Raw genomic sequence first — 18,332 nt, 5'->3', positions numbered from 1 at the left:
CCGGCTGAATCAATTCCGGCCACGAGCCGCGACTGTGGGGCAACTCTTCCCCACGGAGCCCCCCTCGATGGAGCCCTCCCGACGGAGCCCCCTATGGAGCCCCCTATGAAGCCCCCGATGAACAGAGCCAAGGCGATCTCCGCCTGTCTCGCCGTGTCATTGCTCGCGGCCGGCTGCGGCACCGGCCAGGCCGGGTCGACCGGTGGTGACACCTTCAGTTTCGCGATCAAGAGCGATCCCGGACTGCTCGATCCGGCCCAGTTCCAGAACACCGCCACGTACACCGCGCTGTCGCTGGCGTACGACACTCTGGTGAACATCGCCCCCGACGGCCGTGTCGTCTCGGGCCTGGCCCAGAAGTGGGACGTCAAGCCGTCGTCGGTCACCTTCACCCTGCGCCGCGGCGTCACCTGCGCGGACGGCAGCCCGGTGACGGCGAGCACGATCGCTGCGAACGTCGACTACATCACCGACCCGGCCACCAAGTCGCCCGCCATCGGTGTCGTGGTTCCCGAGGGCCTGACCGCGAAGGCCGACGACACGGCCGGCACGGTGACCCTCACCACGCCCAAGCCGTTCTCGCTCATCCTGCAGAGCACTCGATACCTGTTCCTGGTCTGCGGCAAGGGGCTGAAGGACCGCTCCCTGCTCAGGAGCGGCACCTCCGGATCGGGCCCCTTCCAGCTCACGGAGGCCCGGCCGAACCAGAGCTACACCTACACCCGGCGCAAGGACTACACATGGGGACCCGGCGGAGCCACGGCGACCGACCCCGCCATGCCGGACTCGGTCGTCCTCAAGATCGTCGGCAGCGAGTCGACCGCCGCCAACCTGCTGCTCTCCCACCAGCTGAACGGCGCGCAGTTCGCGGGCCCCGACCGTGCCCGGGTGACCAGCGTCCCCGGAATCACCGCCACGACCCAGCCCAACGGCACTCAGGAGTTCTTCTTCCACCAGGGCAAGGGGCACCCCGGAGACGACCCGGAGGTCCGCAAGGCCCTGATCCAGGCGGTCGACCTGCACTCCCTCGGCGCGCTCGGCACCGGCGGCACCGGACAACCGCCCACCGGCCTGGTGCTGCGGCCGAACCCCTGCCCCGGTGACACGGTCACCGGCCATCTGCCCGCCTACGACCCCACCGCGGCCGCCTCGGCACTCCACGCCGCCGGCTGGCACCGAGGCCCCGACGGCTTCCGTGTGAAGGGCGGGAAGCGGCTCACCATCCGCATGATCTACGGCACCTCCGGGGGCGAGACCATGGCCGCCGCGGCCGAGTACCTGGCCGAAGCGTGGAAGAAGGCCGGCGTCGACGTGCGACTGAGGGCCCTCTCGGACGCCGCCTACGACGAGGTGGAAGCGGTCACCCAGGACTGGGACGTGGACTGGGTGTCGCTCGGCGTCACCCTGCCCACGCAGCTGGTCGGTTCGCTCTCCGGCCCCTTCACCCCAGACGGCGGCAACTTCGCCCACCTCACCAACACCGAGTACGAGAAGCTCGCCGCCGCCGCGAGCAAGCTCCCGGGCACGTCGGGCTGCGCTCTGTGGGCTCGGTCGGAGAACGCGCTGTTCGACAGCGGCGATCTCGTCCCCGTCGTCGACAAGACCCTCACCACCGCCTCCCACAACGCCACGTTCCGCATCACGACCGGACTCTTCGAGCCGACGTCGATCCGCATGACGGGAGGAGAGAAGTGACCACCCGACCCGATGTGCTCACTCCCCAGGAAGCGGCCACCGCTTCCGTCCCGGGCCGCCGTACCCGCCGGCTCACCCCAGGCTTCCTCGTACGGCAGCTGCTGCGGCTCGCGGGCTCGCTCGCCGTGCTCGTCGTGGCCTCGTTCGCGATGATCCATCTGATCCCCGGCGACCCGCTGCGCCAGATGCTCGGCCCGACCGCCCCGAAGGAGCTCGTGGCGCAGCGCCGTAGCGAACTCGGGCTCGACGAGCCGTTGTTCACCCAGTTCACGCACTACGTCCGCGACCTCTTCTCGGGCGATCTCGGCACCTCGTTCTTCACCTCCCAGCCGGTGACCGACATCATCGGCCAGGGCCTCCCCAACACCCTGGCCCTGGCCGTCCTCGCCACCCTCTCCGCGCTCGCCGTGGCCGTACCCCTGGGCCTGTGGGCCGCTGTCCGCACCCACAACGGGCGCCGGCGCGGCACCGAGACCGCCTTCACCACCCTCACCGGCGCCGCGGTCGCCATCCCGGAGTACCTCTACGGTCTGGCGCTGCTGCTCGTCCTCGCCCTGGGCCTCGGCCTGTTCCCGCCGGCCGGTCTCACCGGACCCGCCTCCTTCGTGCTCCCCGTCACGGCGCTCGCCATCGCCCCGGCGGCGATGATCGCCCGGCTCGCCCGGGTCGAGACCCTGCGCGAACTCGACACCGACTACATGCGCCTGGCCCACGCCAAGCGCCTGCCCGCCTGGCGCCTCTACGCGGTCCACCTGCTGCCCAACACCCTTACCGCCACCCTGACCATGGGCGGTCTGCTGCTCAGCGGACTGATCACCGGCAGCGTCCTGGTCGAGAACGTCTTCGCCTGGCCCGGACTCGGTCTGCGCACCGTCGAGGCCATCACCCAGAAGGACTACCCCGTGGCCCAGGCCATGATCCTCGTCTACGGCGCGCTCGTCCTCCTCATCAACTTCCTCGTCGACGTCCTGCTCGGGATCCTCGACCCCAAGTCGACGCTGTCCACCCCGTCCGCCGCCACCCGCAGGGAGGGCTGATGCGCCGCCTCCTGAAGAACCCCGTCGGCCTCCTCGGCGCCGTCATCGTCGCCCTCATGCTCCTGCTCGCCGTCGTCGGCCCGCCGTTCTGGGAGGACGCCGCCAACCGGATCAACCCCACGGAGATCAGCCAGGGAGCCACCGCCGCGCACTGGCTCGGCACCGACGCCCTCGGCCGCGACCTGCTCGCCCGGACCCTGGTCGCCACCCGGCTCACCCTCGGCCTCGCCTTCCTCGCCACCCTGATCGGCACCGTCTCCGGCGTGCTGCTCGGCACCCTGCCGCAGATCCTGCCGCGGCGCGCCGGCCGCGCGGTCGTCGCGGCGGTCGACCTTCTGGTCGCCTTCCCTGCCCTGCTGCTCGCCATGTTCACCGCCGTCGTGGCCGGACTCGGCGCCCAGGGCGCCGTCCTCGGCATCGGCGTCGCCCTCGCCCCGACCTTCGCGCGGCTCACCCACACCATGACCGCGTCCGTGGCCGGATCCGACTACATCGCCGCCGCCCGCATGCTGCGCGTGCCCCGGCGCCGCATCCTCACCCGGCACATCCTGCCCAACATCGCCGAGCCGCTCATCCTCAACACCGCCCAGTCGATGGGCGCCGCCCTGCTCGGCCTGTCCGCGATGTCCTTCCTCGGCATGGGCGTCCAGGCACCCTCGTACGACTGGGGCCGGCTGCTCAACGAGGCCTTCGGGCACGTCTACGTCACCCCGGCCGTCGTCGTCGCCCCCGCCCTCGCCGTCAGCCTCGCCGGACTCGGCTTCATGCTCCTTGGCGACACCTTCGCCAAGGCCGCCGCCCACACCCGCGAACCCGTCGGCAAGCCCGTGGCCCCCGAGGTCGCCCCCGCCCGCGACGAGCCCGCACCGGACGCCGTCCTGGAGGTACGGGACCTCACCGTCGCCTTCCCGGGCGACATCACCCCCGTACGCCAGGTGTCGCTCACCGTACGCGCCGGGGAGATCGTCGGCCTCGTCGGCGAATCCGGCAGCGGCAAGAGCATGACCGCCGCGGCCATCGGCCAGATCGTGCCCTACCCCGGCCTCGCCGGCAGCGCCCGCATGCGTCTCGACGGGGTCGACCTGGACGCCCTGCCGGACTCCGAGCGCCGCAAGCTGCTCGGCTCCTCGCTCGCGATGGTCTTCCAGGACCCCACGTCCTCCCTCAACCCCGCCCTGCGCGTCGGCGGTCAGCTCGCCGAGGTCGCCACCCTGCACGACGGTGCCACCCGCACCGAGGCACGCGCCCGCGCCGTCGAACGCCTCGGCACCGTCCGCATCAAGCAGCCCGCCGACGTCGCCCGGCGCTACCCCCACGAACTGTCCGGCGGCATGCGCCAGCGCGCCGTCATCGCCATGGGCCTGATGAACACGCCCCGCCTGATCATCGCGGACGAGCCCACCACCGCCCTCGACGTCACCGTCCAGCGCGAAGTCCTCCGGGTCCTGCGCGAAGCCGTCGACGAGACCCAGGCCGGTGCCCTGTTCATCTCCCACGACATCGCCGTCGTCAGCGAACTGTGCGACCGGATCGCCGTCATGTACGCGGGCCGCATCGTCGAGGAACTCCCCGCCGACGCCCTCCACTACGCCCGCCACCCCTACACCCGCGCCCTGGTCGGCTCGCTCCCCGACATGGACACCGACCGCTCGGGCCCGCTCACCACCATCCCCGGCCGCCAGCCCGCGCCGGGCGACGTCGGCGACGGCTGCGCCTTCGCCGACCGGTGCGCCTTCGTGACGGGCCGCTGCGCCATCCGCCCCAAGCTGCACGCCCGTACCGAAGAACACTCCGTGGCCTGCTGGGAGGTCCAGTGAACACCGACGGCCCGCCGGGAGGTCCCGTGAACATCGACCGACTCACCGTCCGCTTCGGCTCGTTCACCGCCGTCGACGGCGTCAGTCTGGAGGTCCCCGAGGGCTCCGTCACCGGGCTCGTCGGCGAGTCCGGCTCCGGAAAGTCCACCCTCGCCCGCGCCGTGGCCGGCCTCACCCCGTACCGTGGGTCCGTCACCGGGGTCGCCCGCGGCCGGGTGCAGATGGTGTTCCAGGACCCCTACTCCTCGCTCAACCCGCGCATGAGCATCGGCGACGCCGTCGCCGAAGGCACCCGCGTCCCACGCGCGCAGCGGGCGGCAGAGGTCGGGCGGCTCCTCGAACTGGTCGCCCTGCCCGCCGCGTACGCCGGAAAGTACCCCCGCGAACTCTCCGGCGGACAGCGTCAGCGCGTCGCCATCGCCCGCGCCCTCGCGGCCCGGCCCGAGCTGCTCATCGCCGACGAGATCACCTCCGCCCTCGACGTCTCCGTCCAGGGCGCCGTGCTCAACCTGCTGCGCGAACTGCGCGGTGAACTCGGCCTGACCATGCTGTTCATCTCGCACAACCTCGCCGTCGTCCGGTACGTCTGCGACGCCGTCGCCGTCATGCACCACGGCCGGCTCGTCGAGTCCGGCCCCGTCGAGGACGTGATCGGCGCGCCGCGGGACGCGTACACCCGCACCCTGCTCGACGCGGTCCCGCGGCTCGCCCGCGCCTGAGTCCCCCTGACGTGGCGTCCGGCGGCCCTGGTACGGGCCGCCGGACGCCGCCTTCCCCTGCCCGAAAGGCCCCGCCATGCCCCTCGCACTCCACCACCGCGCCGTCGTCGCCGACGCCCACAACGACCTGCTGATGGCCGTCGCCGCCCGCCCGCCGATGCGCTGGGGTTCCTTCTTCCGCGAACGCTGGCTGCCGCAGCTGCGCGAGGGCGGCATCGACATCCAGGTGCTTCCGGTGTTCATCGACGACCAGTACCGCCCCGAAGGCGCGCTGCGGCAGACCCTCCGCATGATCGAGTGCGCCCATGTCCTCGCCGAGGCCAACGCCGACCAGGTCGTCCTCTGCCGCGACGGCGCCGACATCGACGCGGCCCTCGCCGAAGGGAGGATCGCGCTGGTCCTCGCCCTGGAGAGCGCCCCCGGCATCGACGCCTCCGTCGAGCTCTTCGCCACCCTCTTCCGGCTCGGCGTACGGATCGCCTCCATCGCCCACTGGGGGCGCACCCCGCTCGCCGACGGCAGCCGCGAGGACGCCACCGGCAGCCGGCTGACCGTGCCCGGCGTCGAGGCGCTGGGCGAGATGGAACGCCTCGGCATTCTCTTCGACATCTCCCACCTGGGAGCGAGCGGCGTCGAGCACGTTCTGGAGCTGGCGACCCGGCCGCTGATCGCCACCCACTCGTGCGCCCGGGCCCTGCGCGACCACCACCGCAACCTCACCGACGAGCAGATCCGGGGCGTGGCCGCCACCGGCGGTGTGGTGTGCGTGAACTTCGTGCCCGACTTCCTCACCGACGAGCAGGCGAAGGTGAGCACCGACCGGATCGTCGACCACATCGAGCACATCGTCTCCGTCGCCGGGACCGACCACGTCGGCCTCGGCGCGGACTTCGTCCGCGAGGTCATGCACGACGTCACCCCGCCCTGCTGCGAGAGCCTCGACGACGAGGACCCGATGTTCGACTTTCCCGGGCTCGAAGGTCCGGCGGGAATGCCGCTGGTGACCGAGGCACTGGTGCGCCGGGGGCTGCCGGAGGCGGACATCCTCAAGATCCTCGGCGGGAACGTACGGCGGCTCATGGCCACGCACATGGGCTGACCTCGGAGCCTCGGAGCCTCGGAGCCTCGGATGCCGCCTCGGGTGCCGCCCGGGGCGTCACCTTGGGCCCTCGTACGAACCGGACGCCCACGTTCCTCACCGTGACACCAACCGCCGTGATCGCGGCCTGCCTAGCGTGGCGTCCATCCCCACCAGGAGGAACCACCGTGCCGGTTGACCAAGAACCCCTGCCCGCCCGGGCGCGTCCAGCGCCCGGCCTCGGCGCCATGCTCGCCGACCTCGAAGAACTTGTGACCTGCGAGTCGTACTCCGCCGACCACGCCGCCGTCGCCCGCAGCGCGCGCGTCGTCGCCGACCAGGGGAGCCGGCTGCTCGGCGCCCGCCCCGAGACACTGGTCGTCGACGGCGTCACCCACGTCCGGTGGAGCTTCGGTGCCCCGCGCATCCTGCTCCTGGGGCACCACGACACCGTGTGGCCGATCGGCTCGATCAAGACCCACCCCTGGTCGGTGGAGCGGGACATCGCCCGCGGCCCCGGCGTCTTCGACATGAAGGCCGGCCTGGTGCAGATGTTCCACGCCCTGGCCTCGCTGCCGTCCCTGGACGGGGTGTGCGTGCTGGTCACGGGCGACGAGGAGGTCGGCTCGGACACCTCCCGTCCGCTGATCGAGGAGCTGGCGCGGCAGTGCGAGGCCGCCCTCGTCCTGGAGGCGTCCGCGCCCGGGGGAGCCCTCAAGACCGCCCGCAAGGGCGTCTCCCTCTACGACCTCACGGTCCACGGCCGCGCCGCCCACTCCGGGCTCGAACCCGAGAAGGGCGTCAACGCGGCGACCGAACTCGCCCACCAGCTCCTGGCCCTGGGCCGGATCGCCGACACCGTCACCGCGCGGACCGGGCCCGGGACGACCGTCGTTCCCACCGTCATGACGGCCGGCACCGCGAGCAACACCGTGCCCGCCCGGGCCGACCTCAGCGTCGACGTACGGGTGCCCAGCGCGGCGGCCCAGGACGCGGTCGACCAGCTGATCAGGACCCTGCGACCGCACGACCCGCGGGCGCGCCTCCTGGTCTCCGGAGGCCCCAACCGCCCGCCCCTGGACCCCGAGGCCTCCGCCAAGCTGTTCGCCCTCGCCGGCGACGTCGCCGCGCGACTCGGCCTCGGCCCGCTGTGGCAGGCGGCCGTCGGCGGCGCCTCCGACGGCAACTACACCGCCGGAGCCGGCTGCCCCACCCTCGACGGGCTCGGCGCCGTCGGCGACGGCGCCCACGCCGCCCACGAACACGTCGTCACCACCACGATGCCGGACCGCGCCCGGCTCCTGGCCCATCTCGTCGGAGCGCTGCAGTGAACGCACCAGGCCTCGAACTCGAGCTCAGAGAACTCCACGCGATGGAGGACCTCGACACCGTCAGCCGTCTCTACGCCGGCATATGGGGGACCGACGCGGACAGCCCGCCCGTCTCCGCCGAGGTGATGCGCGCCCTGTCCCACGCGGGCAACTACGTCGCCGGGGCGTACGAGGGCGGGCGCCTGGTCGGTGCGTCCGTCGCCTTCTACGGCGACCCCATCGGCACCACCCTGCACTCCCACATCACCGGCACGGCCATGGGGCGCGGCATCGGCCTCGCCCTCAAAATGCACCAGCGCGACTGGGCCCTCGCCCGCGGGATCAAGCGGATCACCTGGACCTACGACCCGCTGATCCGCCGCAACGCCCACTTCAACCTGGTCAAGCTCGGCGCCCGCCCGGTGGAGTACCTGCAGTCGTTCTACGGCGAGATGGACGACGCCATCAACGGCGGCGACGAGTCCGACCGGGTCCTGGCCGCCTGGGACCTGACCGCGCCCGTGGCGCCGCACCCCCTGGACCCGCCGGCCGGTGCCTCGTACGGCGTCCGGAACGACGACGGCCGCCCCGTGATCGGCCCGGCCGACACCGGCACCGTCCTCGTCGACCTCCCCGACGACATCGAGTCCCTGCGCCGCACCGACCCGGGCGCCGCCCGGGACTGGCGCCTCGCCGTACGGCACGTGCTCGGCGGCCTGCTCGCCGAAGGCGCCCGTGTCGCCGGCTTCCACGACCGCCGCAGCTACGTCGTCCACCGCACCGCAGCCTGAACCAGCCCAGGAGCCACCCGCACATGAAGACCAAGATCTCCGGCGTCGAACTGCGCCGCATCGCGATGCCGCTCGTCGCCCCGTTCCGCACCTCCTTCGGCGTCGAGACCAGCCGCGACGTCCTCCTCGTCCGCGTCGTCACCTCCGACGGCACCGAGGGCTGGGCGGAGTGCGCGGCCATGTCCGAGCCGCGCTACTGCTCCGAGTACGTCGACGGGGCCCAGGACGTCCTGCGCCGCCACCTCGTCCCGGCCCTGCCGAAGGACGGCGTGGACGCGGCGGGCGTCGGCCGCGCCCTCGAACCCTTCACCGGCCACCACATGGCCAAGTCGGTCCTGGAGACCGCCGTCCTCGACGCCCAACTCCGCCTGACTGGCGAGTCCTTCGCCGCCCACCTGGGCGCATCCCGCGACCGCGTGCCGTGCGGCGTCTCCGTCGGCATCATGAACTCGATACCCGAGCTCCTGGACGCGGTGGAGGGCTATGTCGCCGAGGGCTACGTCCGGATCAAGCTGAAGATCGAACCCGGTTGGGACATCGCGCCCGTCCGCGCGGTCCGCGAGCGCTTCGGCGACGACCTCCTCCTCCAGGTCGACGCCAACGCCGCGTACACCCTCGTCGACGCCCAACACCTCGCCAAGCTCGACGACTTCGGGCTGCTTCTCATCGAACAGCCCCTCGCCAACGACGACATGGTCCAGCACGCCCAGCTCGCCAGACTGCTGCGCACGCCCGTCTGCCTGGACGAGTCCATCGAGTCCGCCGCCGACGCCGCCGCGGCCATCACCCTCGGCGCCTGCTCGATCATCAACATCAAGCCGGCCCGGGTCGGCGGCTACCTCGAAGCCCGCCGCATCCACGACATCGCCCGCGCCCACGGCGTCCCCGTCTGGTGCGGCGGCATGCTGGAAACCGGCATCGGCCGCGCCGCCAACGTCGCCCTCGCCGCCCTGCCGGGCTTCACCCTCCCCGGCGACACCTCCGGCTCGCACCGCTACTTCGCCACGGACATCACCGAGCCGTTCGTCCTCGCCGACGGGCATCTCGACGTCCCGACGGGCCCCGGTCTGGGCATCGAGCCGCTCCCGGAGGTCCTGAACGAGGTCACGACGTCCACGGAGTGGATCGCGCTCTAGAACGTGTCGCGGGGCCGGCCCGAGCGGGCGCGGCCCCGGGAACGCGTTCGTTCCGCGAGCCTTGTCAGCCCTCTGCGGGACCCCTATCGTGCGTCGGGCAGAAAGCGCTTTCTGTCTTGCGGGGTACGGCAATCGACAACGAATCAGAGATTCGGAGACGGCGATGAGGCGATCGACAGCAAGGCGATTGGCAGCACGGCGAACGACAGCAGAGCGATCGGCGGCACGACGATCGACGGCGGTGCGACTCTCGGCGGGTCTCGCCGTGACGGCCCTGGCCGCCGCGGTCGGTGTGGTGGCGGCGATGCCCCAGGCCTCGGCCGCGACCGGGAGCGCCACCGGCTACGCGACGCAGAACGGCGGCACCACCGGCGGCGCCGGCGGGCAGACCGTGCGGGCCACGACCGGCACCGCGATCCACGCCGCCCTCTGCGGGCGGGCGAGCAGCAGCACACCGATCACCATCGAGGTCGAAGGCATCATCAACCACGCCAACACCTCGAAGGTGTCGGGCGCGAGCTGCAACACCGCGGACGGCGTCATCGAGCTCAAGCAGATCAGCAACGTCACCATCGTCGGCGTCGGCAGCGGCGCCGTCTTCGACCAACTCGGCATCCACATCCGCGAGTCGAGCAACATCATCATCCAGAACGTGACCGTCCGGAACGTCAAGAAGTCCGGCTCGCCCACGTCCAACGGCGGCGACGCCATCGGCATGGAGAACGACGTCCGCAACGTCTGGGTCGACCACACCACCCTGGAGGCGTCCGGCGGGGAGTCGGAAGGGTACGACGGCCTCTTCGACCTGAAGGACAACACCCAGTACGTGACCCTGTCCTACAGCATCCTGCGCAACTCCGGCCGGGGCGGCCTCGTCGGCTCCAGCGAGACCGAGCTGTCCAACGGCTTCCTCACGTACCACCACAACCTGTACGAGAACATCGACTCCCGCGCGCCCCTGCTCCGCGGCGGGACCGCGCACATGTACAACAACCACTACCTGCACCTCAACGAATCGGGCATCAACTCCCGTGCGGGCGCCCACGCCAAGGTCGACAACAACTACTTCGAGGACTCCAAGGACGTCCTGGGCACCTTCTACACCGACGCGGCCGGCTACTGGCAGGTGAGCGGCAACGTCTTCGACGGCGTGACCTGGTCGGCGCCGGAGTCGGACTACCACCCGGCCGGCCCCGACGTACGGTCGAACACCACGGTGAGCATCCCGTACGCGTACACCCTGGACGCGGCCGCCTGCGTGCCGGACGTCGTGAGCCGGACGGCGGGCGCGGGCAAGGGGCTGCTCGTGTCGGACGGTTCCTGCTCGCCGCAGACCCCGGCGCCGACGCCCACCACGACCACCCCCGCACCCACGCCGACCCAGACCACCCCGACCCCCACCCCCACCCCGACGGCGACCCAGCCCTCCGGGACCAACCTCAGCATCGGCGCCGGCTCCGACGGCTCCAGCAAGGCCGACGGCACGAGTTACGGCAACGTCCGCGACGGTGACATGAGCACCTACTGGTCGCCGGCCGGCTCGACCGGCTCGATCTCCATCAAGTGGGGCTCCGCCGTCTCCGTCTCCTCGATCGTCATCCGGGAGGCGTCCGGCTCCGCGGGCACCATCGGCACCTGGCGGGTGACCGACGCCGACACCGGCGCCGTCCTGGCCACCGGCACCGGCACCGGTGCGGGCCCCATCGCCTTCCCCCGGACCTCACTGCGCAAGGTCACCTTCGAGATCACCGGGGCGACCGGCACGCCGAAGGTCGCCGAGTTCGAGACGTACGCCGGCTAGCGGGCGGCGACTGTGGGAGAAGGGCCCGGCCGCGTACGGCCGGGCCCTTCTCTACACGGTCTCGGTGGAGGCCCCGGCGCTCCGGTTGCGTTCGACGCGCTCGTGCAGCGTCCGCGCGAACTCCTCGGCCCGAGCCAGCTGGACGCGCAGCTTGGTCACCTGCTCGGCGGCGCCCCGCTCGTACTCCCGGACGCGGTCGAGCAGGAGCTCCCGCTCGTCCGCCGACAGGTGCTCGCCGTCCAGCCGGTCGGTGGCGTCGAGCAGGTCGCGCATCTGCTCCAGGGTGAAGCCGAGCGGCTTCATGCGGCGGATGACCATGAGCCGTTCGACGTCCCGCTCGGTGTAGAGGCGGAAGCCTCCCTGGGAGCGGGCGGACGGCACGACCAGGCCGGCCTCCTCGTAATGCCGGATCGTGCGCAGGGACAGCTCGGTCCGCGTGGCCACCTCGCCGATCTGCATGTGCTTGCCGTCCACGCCCGTGCTCCCCATGGCCCTTCCCGTGATCGCGGGGCCGGGCCCGAGCGGGCGCCCGCCCATCCCTACCCTAACGTTAGGGTAGAGTTGCATGTCGCGCCGGGATCGAAGCCGCCCCCGGCGAAGTCCCGATTGTCGCAGGCGAGAAGCGTGCGCGAGTCCATGACGCCCCGCGCCGCCGCCTGCCCGCCGCCGTAGCGGTGTGCCCGAGTACGACAGGTTCCGTCTCCGTGTCTTCTGCCGCCACCGCCCCCACTCCGGCCGCGCGCCCGCGCCGTCCGATGCCCGACTGGATCTCCGATCCGAAGGTCTGGCGCACCGAGGTGCTCGCCGGCCTCGTGGTCGCGCTGGCGCTGATCCCCGAGGCGATCTCGTTCTCGATCATCGCGGGGGTCGACCCCGCCATCGGCCTGTTCGCCTCGTTCACCATGGCCGTGACCATCTCCATCGTCGGCGGCCGGCGGGCGATGATCTCCGCCGCCACCGGTGCCGTGGCCCTGGTGATCGCACCGCTCAACCGTGAGCACGGCTTCGGTTACCTCGTCGCGGCCGTTATCCTCGCCGGTGTCTTCCAGGTGGTCCTGGGCGCGCTCGGGGTGGCCAGGCTGATGCGGTTCGTACCCCGCTCGGTGATGGTCGGCTTCGTCAACTCCCTCGCGATCCTGATCTTCCTGGCCCAGCTCCCGGAGCTGAGGAACGTCCCCTGGCCGGTCTACCCGCTGGTCATCGGCGGCCTGGCCCTGATGGTCCTCTTCCCGAGGATCACCACCGTCGTGCCGGCCCCGCTCGTCACGATCGTGGTCCTCACCGTGATCACGGTGGCGGCCGGGATCGCCGTGCCGACCGTCGGCGACAAGGGCGAACTGCCGTCCTCCCTGCCCGTACCGGGCCTGCCGGACGTGCCGTTCACGCTCGACACGCTGACTGTCGTCGCCCCGTACGCCTTCGCGATGGCGCTGGTCGGTCTGATGGAGTCGCTGATGACGGCGAAGCTCGTCGACGACATCACCGACACCCACTCCAACAAGACCCGCGAGTCCATCGGTCAGGGCATCGCCAACATCGTCACCGGCTTCTTCGGCGGCATGGGCGGCTGCGCGATGATCGGCCAGACGATGATCAACGTGAAGGTGTCCGGGGCGCGCACCCGGCTCTCCACCTTCCTCGCCGGCGCGTTCCTGATGGTGCTGTGCGTGGCCTTCGGACCGCTCGTCTCCGACATCCCCATGGCGGCCCTCGTCGCCGTCATGGTCATGGTGTCGTTCGCGACCTTCGACTGGCACTCCATCGCGCCGAAGACCCTCAAGCGGATGCCCGCCGGTGAGATCGCGGTCATGCTCGTGACCGTCGCCTGCGTGGTCGCCACCGGGAACCTCGCCATCGGCGTCGTCGTCGGCTCGATCACGGCCATGGTCATCTTCGCCAAGCGCGTCGCGCACCTCGCCCAGGTCACCGCCGTCACCGACCCCGACGGAGCCACCGTCGTCTACCGGGTCACCGGCGAGCTGTTCTTCGCCTCGTCCAACGACCTCGTCGGACAGTTCGACTACGCGGGCGATCCGCGGAACGTCGTCATCGACCTGTCCGCCGCCCACATCTGGGACGCCTCCTCCGTCGCCGCCCTCGACGCCGTCGAGACCAAGTACGCCCAGCGCGGCAAGACCGTCGAGATCACCGGTCTGAACACATCCAGCGCCGATCTTCACGGCAGGCTCTCCGGGGAACTCGCCGCCGGCCACTGAGCAGACGGACCGGCCGCCTCCCGGGCAGGGCTGGGCCGGACGGCGCAGCCGCGATGGGCCCTCGTGCGGCGAGCGTGGTGGGGTGGGCGAGGAGACACGGTACGACGACTACGACCGCCTACCCGGGGCCTCGCTCATGCTCACCACGATCACCATCCTCATCATGGCCGCCGCGCTCGCCGCCGGCCTGCTCGCCAACTGGCTCCGGCGCCGCCGCGCGGCGGCCGGACCCGAGGACGAGGAGGAGGCGTCGATCAGCGACCTGATCAGCCCGCTGGAGACGCTGGCCGTGCTGCTCGTGGCGTTCGTGATCGTCGTGGCGGCCGAGTCGTACGGGGCGGCCGGCGCGGCCGTGGAGGCCGAGGCGCACCGGGTGGACCAGCTGTACGAGGTCGCCGACTACGCCCCCGAGCCCGAGCGCGAGCGGATGCAGGGCGCGGCGGTCTGCTACGCGCAGGCGATCATGACGTACGAGTGGCCCGCGATGAACACCGGCGAGAAGGCGCCCGAGGCGTCGGTCTGGTCCTCGGAGTTCCGCAGCCAGTTCAAGGCCCTCGCACAGAAGGACGCCAGCGCGTTCGAACTGCTCGTCGAGGCGGACGACGAACGCTCCGTCGCCCGCCAGACCAGGCTCTCCGAGGCCACGCCGACGATCCCGACGGTCGTGTACTGGTTCATGGTGATCTCGCTGGCCGCGACGATCGGCGGCTTCGCCTTCGGGCTGCCGCGCCGGCGCGGGCCCTCGCACTTCGTCCTGCTCTTCGTCCTGGCGGGCCTCTTCACCGGATCGCTGCTGCTGATCGAGGACATCGACAAGCCGTTCTCCGGGCAGATCCGCATCACCAGCGAGGCCATGGAGGAGACCGCCGACGACATCGGTGAGGACTTCGTTGCCGACCACCCGGGCCATCCCCTTCCCTGCGACGCGAACGGCCTGCCGAGCCGGACCTGACCCCGGGCTCTCGGCGGAGACCGGCTCGCCCGCCAGGTCGCCGGGTGGATCGGGTGGCCCAGGCGTGAAGTCCTTTGCCCTGGGCGGAGAGAGACCGTCGGCTCGCGCCGTGGGCAGCCCGGCCCCTTGAACTATCTTGGGCAGCAGCGAGACGAGAAGGAGCCACCCCGTGTCATCTGGGCCCGTGCCATCCGAGCAGCAAGCGCGCGCACAGGCGGCCGCGATCACGCCGGGCAGGCGCGCGCCGGAGGAGGAGGGGGAGACCGCGTCCCCCGCCGAGCGGCTGCAGGTGCTGTTCGGCGGGCACCGGCTGTCGCCCGCGCAGCGGCGCATCGCCCAGTTCCTGACGGACCACCTCACCGAGGCCGCGTTCCTGTCGATCACCGAGCTCGCGGAGCGGGTGGGCGTCAGCCAGCCGTCGGTGACCCGCTTCGCCTCGTCGCTGGGGTTCAGCGGGTACCCCGCGCTCCGGGAGGCCCTCCAGCCCATCGCGCTCAGCGCGGTCGCCGGCGCGCCGGACGAGCGGCGGCTCCGTAACGAGCTCCAGTCGGCGGTCGACGCCGAGATCGAGAACCTGACGTCGCTGCGGCGGGTGTTCGCCGACCCCGACCGGATCCTCGACATCGGCCGTGAGCTGGCCCGGTCCGTTCCCCTCACCGTCCTCGGCGTGCGGATCTCGGTCTCCCTCGCCGAGTACTTCGCGTACGCCGCGCGGCGCATCCACCCGGACGTACGGGTGGTGACGCGGGGCGGCAGCGTCGCGTACGACGGGCTGCTGCAGGCGCGCGAGGCGGGCGGGGAGTGGGTGCTGGCCTTCGCGATGCCCCGGCACGCCAAGGAGACGCTGGCCGTCGTGCGGGCCGCGCGCCGCGTCGGGCTGCGCGTCGCGCTGATCACCGACCTGACGCTCGGGCCGCTGGTCGACGAGGCCGATGTGGTGTTCAGCGCCGGCACCGGCGCCCGCCTCGTCTTCGACTCCTACGCGGCGCCCGGGGTGCTGTCCGCGGCCATCCTCCAGGCCATGGCGGACGCGGATCCGGAGCGGACGCAGACCCGTCTGGAGAAGTACGAGCAGGCGGCGGAGCAGCACGACTTCTTCCTGGACGACTGAGGGCGCTCCGGGCACGTCGGAGCGCACGGTCAGTGCATGAAAATTTTCATTCTCTTGCTTTCTCGACCGTAAGAATATTTACTGAGTGCGCCCCCACGGGCCCGAACAGAACACCGCAGGGTCGCCCCCTCCTCCTCAGACGGCCCTCGTGTTTGAACGGCGTGCACCGCCTCTCCACGCGCGTGCACTGTGGCGGCTCCGGTCAACCCCTGGACCGGAGCCGCCACCTTTTTTGCGTACGACTCTGCGAACGACCGACCGATGGGAAGGGACGATGAGCCGCATCACCGATCTGTGGCGGGCCGGCCTGGCCCCCGCCCGCAGCGGGCTCTACCGGGCCGACGGCTCGGCGCGCGAGGCGGCGACCGACGGCGCCGCGCTGTCGTGGTTCGAGCTCGGAGCGCCCCTCGACCTGGACGCCCTGCTGGCGGAGGATCCGGACGGTGTGACGCAGATCGACATCCACCGACGGTGCTTCGCGAAGCTACCGGACGCCTCCGGCTACGTCTGCGGCGGCGACGGCGCACACGGCTCGGAAGGGTTCGCGGCCCGCCTCGACACGGACCGGAAACTGGTGTGGGTGGTGTTCATGGCCGACTCCAACCCCTTCGAGCGGGTGGCCACGCGCGGCACGACCGCGGTGTTCTTCAACAACCTCGGCAACTCGCTCGCGATCGACCTCACGCACCACGACTTCCGCGCCTGACGCCGACGGTCCTGGCCGAGGCGCCGCGCGACTCCTTGCCCTCCCCGCCCCGGCGGTCCGGGCGGCCGGCCGAACGAGCGGTGCCCGACGCGCCGGCGGCGGTCCGGCGGCTCGAGGTCCGGTCCTTCGCCACCCGCTCCTTCGCCACCCGCTCCTTCGTGCCGCGCTCCTTCGTACCGGTGGCGGCGTCCGCCGCCGCCCTGGTGCCGGTGCCGGTGCCGGTGCCGGCGCCCGCACTGGCCCTGCGGCGCCGCCGCGCGGGCCGCGCCCCCGTACCGCGCTCGGCGTCGGTCCTGCGCTCGCGGCGCGGCGCCGGCGGGGTCGCGGGCTGGGGGACCTCGACGACGACGGGGACGCCGGAGGGCTCGCGGGCGCCGGTGAGGGCGGTCAGCTCCGCGTCGGTGGACTTGATGCGGGCCGTGCTCGGCCGGATGCCCGCGTCGGACATCAGCCGGGAGACGTCCCGCTTCTGCTCGGGCAGGACCAGCGTGACCACACTGCCGGTTCCGCCGGCGCGGGCCGTGCGGCCGCCGCGGTGCACGTAGTCCTTGTGGTCCGTGGGGGGATCGACGTTCACGACGAGGTCGAGGTTGTCGATGTGGATGCCACGCGCCGCGACGTTCGTCGCCACCAGCGCGGTGACCTGGCCGTTCTTGAACTGGTCCAGGGTCCGGTTCCGCTGCGGCTGCGAGCGGCCGCCGTGCAGCGCGGCGGCGCGGACGCCCACGGACAGGAGGCGCTTGGCGAGCCGGTCGGCCGACCGCTTCGTGTCGAGGAAGAGGATGACCCGGCCGTCCCGGGCCGCGATGCGCGTGGTGACGGCCTTCTTGTCGGTCTCGTCCATGAGGTGGAGCACATGGTGCTCCATGGTGGTCACCGCGCCCGCGGACGGGTCCACGGAGTGCACGACGGGGTCGGTGAGGAACCGCTTCACCAGCCGGTCGATGTTGGCGTCCAGGGTGGCCGAGAAGAGCATGCGCTGCCCGTCCGGCCGCACCTGCTGGATCAGCTTGGTGACCTGCGGCAGGAAGCCCATGTCGGTCATCTGGTCGGCCTCGTCCAGGACCGTGATGCGGACGTCGTCGAGCACACAGTCCCCGCGCTCCACGAGGTCGTTGAGCCGGCCGGGGCTCGCCACGAGCACCTCGGCGCCGCGCCGCAGCGCGGAGGCCTGCTTGTTGATCGAAAGCCCGCCGACCACGGTGGTCATCCGGAGGTTCACGGCCGTGGCGTACGGGGTCAGCGCGTCCGTCACCTGCTGGGCCAGCTCCCGCGTCGGTACGAGCACGAGGGCGAGGGGTGCCTTGGGCTCGGCCCGCAGACCGGCGGTACGGGCGAGCAGCGCGAGACCGAACGCGAGGGTCTTGCCGGAGCCGGTGCGTCCGCGGCCCAGCAGGTCGCGGCCGGCCAGCGAGTTCGGCAGCGTGGCGGCCTGGATGGGGAAGGGGGTGGTGACCCCCTGGGCGGCCAGGGTCTTCAGAAGCCCCCCGGGCATGTCCATGTCGGCGAATTCCTCGACGGCGGGAAGCGCGGGAGTCGTGCTCTCCGGCAGCTGGAACTCCCTCGGCGTCGAGGGGGCCGGTGACGGCTTCGAGGCGCGTCGGTTCGACTTCTGGGGCCTACGGGACATGCGGAGGTCTGCCTTCCTGGAAACAGCGCAAACCGGGGCCCGCACCATGACGGTGCCGACCCCGGTGTACCGATACGCGTACGGCGATCAGGCGGGAACGATGTTCTCCGCCTGCGGGCCCTTCTGGCCCTGCGTCACGTCGAAGGACACACGCTGGCCCTCCTGGAGCTCACGGAAGCCCTGGGTGGCGATGTTCGAGTAGTGGGCGAAGACGTCCGGGCCGCCGCCGTCCTGCTCGATGAAGCCGAAGCCCTTCTCGGAGTTGAACCACTTCACGGTTCCCTGCGCCATGACTTTCTCCTTCTGTAGGCAGAGGCCCCATCCGGAGATGCC

The 18,332-nt window shown here is 71.7% G+C and carries 16 protein-coding genes; 13 read left to right on the top strand and 3 right to left on the bottom strand.

What is annotated here, in order from left to right; all coding sequences use genetic code 11:
* The first annotated feature begins 117 nt into the window (after window positions 1-117).
* From JAO84_RS03615 to JAO84_RS03575, 9 genes are all read left to right on the top strand, one after another.
* Window positions 118-1,695 (top strand): ABC transporter substrate-binding protein, encoded by a 1,578-nt coding sequence (locus tag JAO84_RS03615; protein WP_370410320.1) that lies wholly within the window; start codon window positions 118-120, stop codon window positions 1,693-1,695.
* Entirely contained in the window at window positions 1,692-2,732 is a 1,041-nt protein-coding gene (locus JAO84_RS03610; RefSeq protein ID WP_370410317.1) for an ABC transporter permease, read from the top strand. Before JAO84_RS03615 ends, JAO84_RS03610 begins: the two co-directional genes overlap by 4 nt.
* Window positions 2,732-4,549 (top strand): dipeptide/oligopeptide/nickel ABC transporter permease/ATP-binding protein, encoded by a 1,818-nt coding sequence (locus tag JAO84_RS03605; RefSeq protein ID WP_370410315.1) that lies wholly within the window; start codon window positions 2,732-2,734, stop codon window positions 4,547-4,549. The genes JAO84_RS03610 and JAO84_RS03605 overlap by 1 nt, the downstream gene beginning before the upstream one ends.
* Before the next feature lie 26 nt (window positions 4,550-4,575).
* Window positions 4,576-5,268, top strand: a complete 693-nt coding sequence (locus JAO84_RS03600) for an ABC transporter ATP-binding protein (protein ID WP_370410313.1) — start codon at window positions 4,576-4,578, stop codon at window positions 5,266-5,268.
* Window positions 5,269-5,344: 76 nt separating this feature from the next.
* On the top strand, window positions 5,345-6,367 hold the full coding sequence (locus JAO84_RS03595) for a dipeptidase (RefSeq protein WP_370410311.1): 1,023 nt from the start codon (window positions 5,345-5,347) through the stop codon (window positions 6,365-6,367).
* A 227-nt stretch (window positions 6,368-6,594) separates the two neighbouring features.
* Complete coding sequence (locus tag JAO84_RS03590; RefSeq protein ID WP_370416646.1) at window positions 6,595-7,677, top strand: M20 family metallopeptidase; 1,083 nt, start codon at window positions 6,595-6,597, stop codon at window positions 7,675-7,677.
* Window positions 7,678-7,718: 41 nt separating this feature from the next.
* Window positions 7,719-8,447 carry a GNAT family N-acetyltransferase gene (locus JAO84_RS03585; RefSeq protein ID WP_370416645.1) on the top strand — a complete coding sequence of 243 codons (729 nt, stop codon included), beginning with the start codon at window positions 7,719-7,721 and terminating at the stop codon, window positions 8,445-8,447.
* 23 nt (window positions 8,448-8,470) lie between these two features.
* Window positions 8,471-9,583 (top strand): o-succinylbenzoate synthase, encoded by a 1,113-nt coding sequence (gene menC / locus JAO84_RS03580; RefSeq protein WP_370410309.1) that lies wholly within the window; start codon window positions 8,471-8,473, stop codon window positions 9,581-9,583.
* A 163-nt stretch (window positions 9,584-9,746) separates the two neighbouring features.
* A complete protein-coding gene (locus JAO84_RS03575) occupies window positions 9,747-11,384 on the top strand; it encodes a polysaccharide lyase family 1 protein (protein WP_370410307.1) in 1,638 nt (545 codons plus the stop codon).
* 51 nt (window positions 11,385-11,435) lie between these two features.
* On the opposite strand, the gene JAO84_RS03570 is transcribed toward JAO84_RS03575, so the two are convergent.
* Complete coding sequence (locus tag JAO84_RS03570) at window positions 11,436-11,858, bottom strand: MerR family transcriptional regulator (RefSeq protein WP_370416644.1); 423 nt, start codon at window positions 11,856-11,858, stop codon at window positions 11,436-11,438.
* A 281-nt stretch (window positions 11,859-12,139) separates the two neighbouring features.
* Here JAO84_RS03570 and JAO84_RS03565 point away from each other — a divergent pair, with 281 nt between their 5' ends.
* The 4 genes from JAO84_RS03565 (at window position 12,140) to JAO84_RS03550 (ending at window position 16,369) form a co-directional block, all read left to right on the top strand.
* A complete protein-coding gene (locus tag JAO84_RS03565; RefSeq protein WP_370416643.1) occupies window positions 12,140-13,600 on the top strand; it encodes a SulP family inorganic anion transporter in 1,461 nt (486 codons plus the stop codon).
* An 82-nt stretch (window positions 13,601-13,682) separates the two neighbouring features.
* Window positions 13,683-14,552 carry a hypothetical protein gene (locus tag JAO84_RS03560; protein WP_370410306.1) on the top strand — a complete coding sequence of 290 codons (870 nt, stop codon included), beginning with the start codon at window positions 13,683-13,685 and terminating at the stop codon, window positions 14,550-14,552.
* A 184-nt stretch (window positions 14,553-14,736) separates the two neighbouring features.
* Window positions 14,737-15,663 carry a MurR/RpiR family transcriptional regulator gene (locus JAO84_RS03555; RefSeq protein ID WP_370416642.1) on the top strand — a complete coding sequence of 309 codons (927 nt, stop codon included), beginning with the start codon at window positions 14,737-14,739 and terminating at the stop codon, window positions 15,661-15,663.
* Between the two features lie 274 nt (window positions 15,664-15,937).
* A complete protein-coding gene (locus JAO84_RS03550) occupies window positions 15,938-16,369 on the top strand; it encodes a hypothetical protein (RefSeq protein WP_370410304.1) in 432 nt (143 codons plus the stop codon).
* On the opposite strand, the gene JAO84_RS03545 is transcribed toward JAO84_RS03550, so the two are convergent.
* Entirely contained in the window at window positions 16,344-17,999 is a 1,656-nt protein-coding gene (locus JAO84_RS03545; RefSeq protein WP_370410302.1) for a DEAD/DEAH box helicase, read from the bottom strand. The two genes, JAO84_RS03550 and JAO84_RS03545, sit on opposite strands and share 26 nt — an antisense overlap.
* A gap of 87 nt (window positions 18,000-18,086) precedes the next feature.
* Window positions 18,087-18,290, bottom strand: a complete 204-nt coding sequence (locus JAO84_RS03540) for a cold-shock protein (protein WP_007502648.1) — start codon at window positions 18,288-18,290, stop codon at window positions 18,087-18,089.
* Window positions 18,291-18,332 lie beyond the last annotated feature (42 nt).

The sequence above is a fragment of the Streptomyces fradiae genome, from assembly GCF_041270065.1.
Classification (GTDB): Bacteria; Actinomycetota; Actinomycetes; order Streptomycetales; family Streptomycetaceae; genus Streptomyces.
Note: the sequence above shows the minus strand (reverse complement) of the source record. Positions and strands in the feature narration are given on the sequence as shown.

Bases quoted from the DNA above. Each gene is read 5' to 3' on its own strand.
- JAO84_RS03605 (WP_370410315.1), top strand. From the start codon at position 2,732: ATGCGCCGCCTCCTGAAGAACCCCGTCGGCCTCCTCGGCGCCGTCATC.
- JAO84_RS03615 (WP_370410320.1), top strand. From the start codon at position 118: ATGAACAGAGCCAAGGCGATCTCCGCCTGTCTCGCCGTGTCATTGCTC.
- JAO84_RS03545 (WP_370410302.1), bottom strand. From the start codon at position 17,999: ATGTCCCGTAGGCCCCAGAAGTCGAACCGACGCGCCTCGAAGCCGTCA.
- JAO84_RS03540 (WP_007502648.1), bottom strand. From the start codon at position 18,290: ATGGCGCAGGGAACCGTGAAGTGGTTCAACTCCGAGAAGGGCTTCGGC.
- JAO84_RS03590 (WP_370416646.1), top strand. From the start codon at position 6,595: ATGCTCGCCGACCTCGAAGAACTTGTGACCTGCGAGTCGTACTCCGCC.
- JAO84_RS03565 (WP_370416643.1), top strand. From the start codon at position 12,140: ATGCCCGACTGGATCTCCGATCCGAAGGTCTGGCGCACCGAGGTGCTC.
- menC (WP_370410309.1), top strand. From the start codon at position 8,471: ATGAAGACCAAGATCTCCGGCGTCGAACTGCGCCGCATCGCGATGCCG.
- JAO84_RS03585 (WP_370416645.1), top strand. From the start codon at position 7,719: ATGGAGGACCTCGACACCGTCAGCCGTCTCTACGCCGGCATATGGGGG.
- JAO84_RS03550 (WP_370410304.1), top strand. From the start codon at position 15,938: ATGAGCCGCATCACCGATCTGTGGCGGGCCGGCCTGGCCCCCGCCCGC.
- JAO84_RS03595 (WP_370410311.1), top strand. From the start codon at position 5,345: ATGCCCCTCGCACTCCACCACCGCGCCGTCGTCGCCGACGCCCACAAC.
- JAO84_RS03575 (WP_370410307.1), top strand. From the start codon at position 9,747: ATGAGGCGATCGACAGCAAGGCGATTGGCAGCACGGCGAACGACAGCA.